The 3679-nt window shown below is 63.9% G+C and carries 1 protein-coding gene; it reads right to left on the bottom strand.

Features of this window, described 5'->3' with window-relative positions; all coding sequences use genetic code 11:
• Positions 1-73: 73 nt before the first annotated feature.
• On the bottom strand, positions 74-3031 hold the full coding sequence (locus tag AB0F72_RS42065) for a LamG domain-containing protein (RefSeq protein ID WP_360444920.1): 2958 nt from the start codon (positions 3029-3031) through the stop codon (positions 74-76).
• Positions 3032-3679: the final 648 nt, after the last annotated feature.

Genomic DNA, 3679 nt, shown 5'->3' with positions numbered 1-3679 from the left:
GCGGACCAGTCCACCGACCCGCCGGTGACCATGCAGCCAGCAGCAGAAAGCTAAACAAAATCAACAAACTGTCTCAGTTGACTTGACAGGTTCCGGAGCCAGCATCAATGTCGACACAGTTGCGCAAGGTGGTAGGGCCTTCGATGCACGCCACTGCCTTTTCGGCACCCCACTTGGCTACCCGTGTCGCCTCCAGGATCCCCGGTTCGGCATACGCGGTGTCGGTGAAGTCACTGTCCAGCTTGCCGACGAAGTCTCCTTGGACCAGCACCCGGTCAAAGACCTGTGCATCGACGACGCTGCCACGCAGCCAGTCGGTGTCGGTGGTGCTGGTGTACTTGCTGTTGCCGATCCGCAGGTACGCGCCGTTGGACGCCCACGCGGTCGCGACCGCGACCTCAGGCCCACGAACGCCATTGACCCAAACAGCGACCGTCTTGGTAGTGGCGTCGTAGGTGCCGGCGATGTGAGTCCATCGGTCGGCGACCACCGTGTTGACGACGCAGGACGGAATCCAGGCCTGGCTGGTGGTGTCGCTCGGCCGGAACCCGAAGCACCACGACTTGTCCTTGACGCCGTCCCCGGTGCGGTCCTCGTACCGGTACATCAGCTGGAAGTTCGACGTGTTCGCACCGTCTTGCGAAATCACGTTCTGGTGGGTGTCCAGGCTGTCGAGCTTCACCCAGGCGGCCGCCGAGAAACTCTTGGTGGTGTCGAGCAACTTCGCCGCTTTGAGTACACCCGCGCCGGCGAGGGTGACATTCTCGGCGCCGATGACATGGCCCTTGCCGGTCCAGGTCACACCCGTCGCGGTGAGGGTGGAGACCGCAGGAGTGCCCAGGGCCGTCTGCCGGTCGCTAAGAGCCTCTACCCGATCAACGCTCGGCGAGGTCTCTAACGCCCAGCGCGCTACCGCGTCACGTGGCCTCGGAACGTTGACGTCCGCGTTCTTCGACGCCTTGTTCTGGGTGTTGTCGATGGCATAGAGGTAGAGCACGTTCAAGCCGTAGGCCGGCACCGTGACCTCGACGTCCGCGGTCCGCAGCCCGTCCTTGGTCACTGCGGCGACAGTCCACTTCCGGGCTTCCTCCCAGCCATAGCGGAACGTCGCCACGTCGGAGGAGGTAGACGAGAAGCGGTACTTCGCTGTCGTGCCCGCCCCGGTCGGAGCGACCAGTTGAGTGATCGTCACGTCTTTGGGAACCGTGTTGTCGACCTTGAAGTAGCAGTCGGGCGCCCACGGGCTCTCCAGGTTATAGGGAGCCGGGTCCGTCCCCATGACAGTGATCACATAGGTCGTCCCAGCAACGAGAGTGGAGACCGCCCCAGTGGTCGTGCGGGTGTTCGCCGGCACCGGGCCGGATGTAGGGGCAGTCAGCGTGGTTCTCGTCCCGTCAGCGTTGACCCGCTTGAACGACCAGGTGGCGCGAATGGCCTGCTCGTTGTCCCCGTCGTCGCCGTCAGCGTCGGGCATGACGGCCGAGAACTGCGGCGTCAGGGTTCCAATGGTCGCGGGAGTCGCCGAGTTCGTCGAACAGTAGATGCCACTGACCTGTAGCCCCGTCGGAGTGCCGGGGTAGGCGTCGACATTGGTGATCAGCCGCGCCTTCTCGGGGAACCACTTCTTCCATCGGCTCACGGAGGATTCGTACTCGCCGCTGGCGTTTCCGGCACTGAATCCGAACGTGATAGTGCTGTACTTCTTCGCCGCCGCATTGCGCACCAGCGGGCTGATCGTGTTGTCGTTGATGAAGTTGATGGTCTGGTCCGGCTGCGGCGAATCGCTGCAACCGGCACCCTCGTTCGCGTTCGACTCCGCCGACGCGAGATGCGTGATCAGCCGCGTGCTCCAGCTCGTACGCGGCGTGGTGAGCACACCGGAGTGGTACAGGTGCGTCCACGACGGGTCACACGAGTACGAGTGGTCCAGCTTCATCTGCACGTACGCCGACCGGACGTACTTGCCGGCGATGGCCGTGGTCGGGAACTCGAAGAACGACCGATAGATCTTTCCGCTCTCCGGATCCGCGCCGACCCGAGCCACCGACGTGTCGGTGTTGTTGCTGTTGTTGTTCGTCGCGTAGGCCCACCGCTTCTTGGCGGTGTCCCACGGCGGGTCGATGAAGACCGGGAACGTGGCATCCTCGCCGAGTAGCCGCTCGTCCGGCCGTAGGATCAGATCGCCCTTGCCGTCGATCTCCGTCTCTAGCGGCGCGATCTGGGCAGCGTCGCCAGGAGCCTCATGGGTGGATTCAGGGACGTTGCTGTGAGTGTCCAGCGGCGCCTCCTGGGCGCTGCGCGCCGCCAGCGTCGCTTGACCCGGTTGCCGGGAGTCCCACATCTGCGGTACTTCTGCTACCGCCAGGATCGTGGTGTCCGTAGCTGCTCGCAACGAGCCGTTGGGCAAGGTCGTGACCTTCGCGTCCCCACCGAGATCGAACCGAAGCTCCCGGATTTTGGGGTTGGCCGCAGCGTCAGCGGACTTGACCACCACTACGTGCGTGAAGCCGGTACGGGTCGCCCGCACTACAAGGTCCACATCCGGCAGTACCTCGGCATAGGTCGCCGAGTCCCCCGCCACCGACGGCTCCGGCAGCTCACCCAGCGGCCACGACATGGTCATGGTCTCGCCGTCACGGACCAGCTTCACCAGGGGCTCATCACCGCCATCGGAGAACCGGACGTCCGCCAGGGTCGCCACCGGACGCAACTGGCCGTCAGCACCAGACTTGAGATTCGTGTCGATGTCGTCCCAGGATCCGTCAGCCCGGTGCACGAACTGCGGCACCGCAGCGGCCTCGTAACGAAGCTCTCCAGTCGGTTCAGCAAAAACCTGGCTGAACTCGGTGCGCTCAGACAGCGCTTCAACGCGTTCACCGTACTTCTCGGCGGCCGCAACTGCGGCACCCTCCGTGGGCGCCGTCTCAGGCGCGGGTCCCAGCGGATCGGCGGAAGCAGTCTGGATCGGTGCCACTAGGACAACCGTTGCCGCGCTCAACAGCACTGTCCCGATCGCGGTGCGTTTGCGCATATTACGGACACCTCTGGTCCGCTTCGCAGGCGGTGAAGACACTCTCTCCCCAAGATTCGACGACGATGCTGCGAGCACGCCGGGTCCACTAGCTGACAAACTTGTGGTGACAGAAGTCCGCGGTGGCCGGGCTCGCTCGCGAAGGATTTGACCTACGGGACGCGGTGCGGCCGGAGACGCGCAATGCGCACGTCAGGACATCGCACGGCGGCGTTCGGCCGGTCGCCGGCAAAACAACACACCGATGCTGCCCACCGCTAATCCCCCCGCAACCATCACGTAGTTGGTGGAGGACTGTAAACCTCAAGATCATCAGGAGGGAAGGATCCCGAATAGCGCCTCGGCTTTACACAGCCACAGAGAGCAAGCGGCTGCACGTGCCGCCCAAGAGAGACAGAGCGGATCTCGAAGCATCGCGACCTGCCTCGATACTCACAGGAAGCCCACAGGCACCTCGGTCACTATCCGCTGTCGAGCACCTCGGCCCGGTGACAGACGTCACCCATGCGTTCGGGCTCGTTTACCGCGCGGAATCAGCACAGGGTCAGCCGACGCTAGACGTGGACTTCGCACATGGTTGTGGACTGCCGTTATAGCCATCGTGGTCGGGTGGGATCGATGTTGAGTAGGGCGAGGAGTTGGGCTTGG

The sequence above is a fragment of the Actinoplanes sp. NPDC023936 genome (assembly GCF_040639325.1).
Classification (GTDB): Bacteria; Actinomycetota; Actinomycetes; order Mycobacteriales; family Micromonosporaceae; genus Actinoplanes.
This window is presented reverse-complemented; position numbering and strand designations above follow the sequence as displayed.

What these genes read in the sequence shown, in the direction of transcription:
- AB0F72_RS42065 (WP_360444920.1), bottom strand. Translation starts at nt 3,031, where the DNA reads ATGCGCAAACGCACCGCGATCGGGACAGTGCTGTTGAGCGCGGCAACG.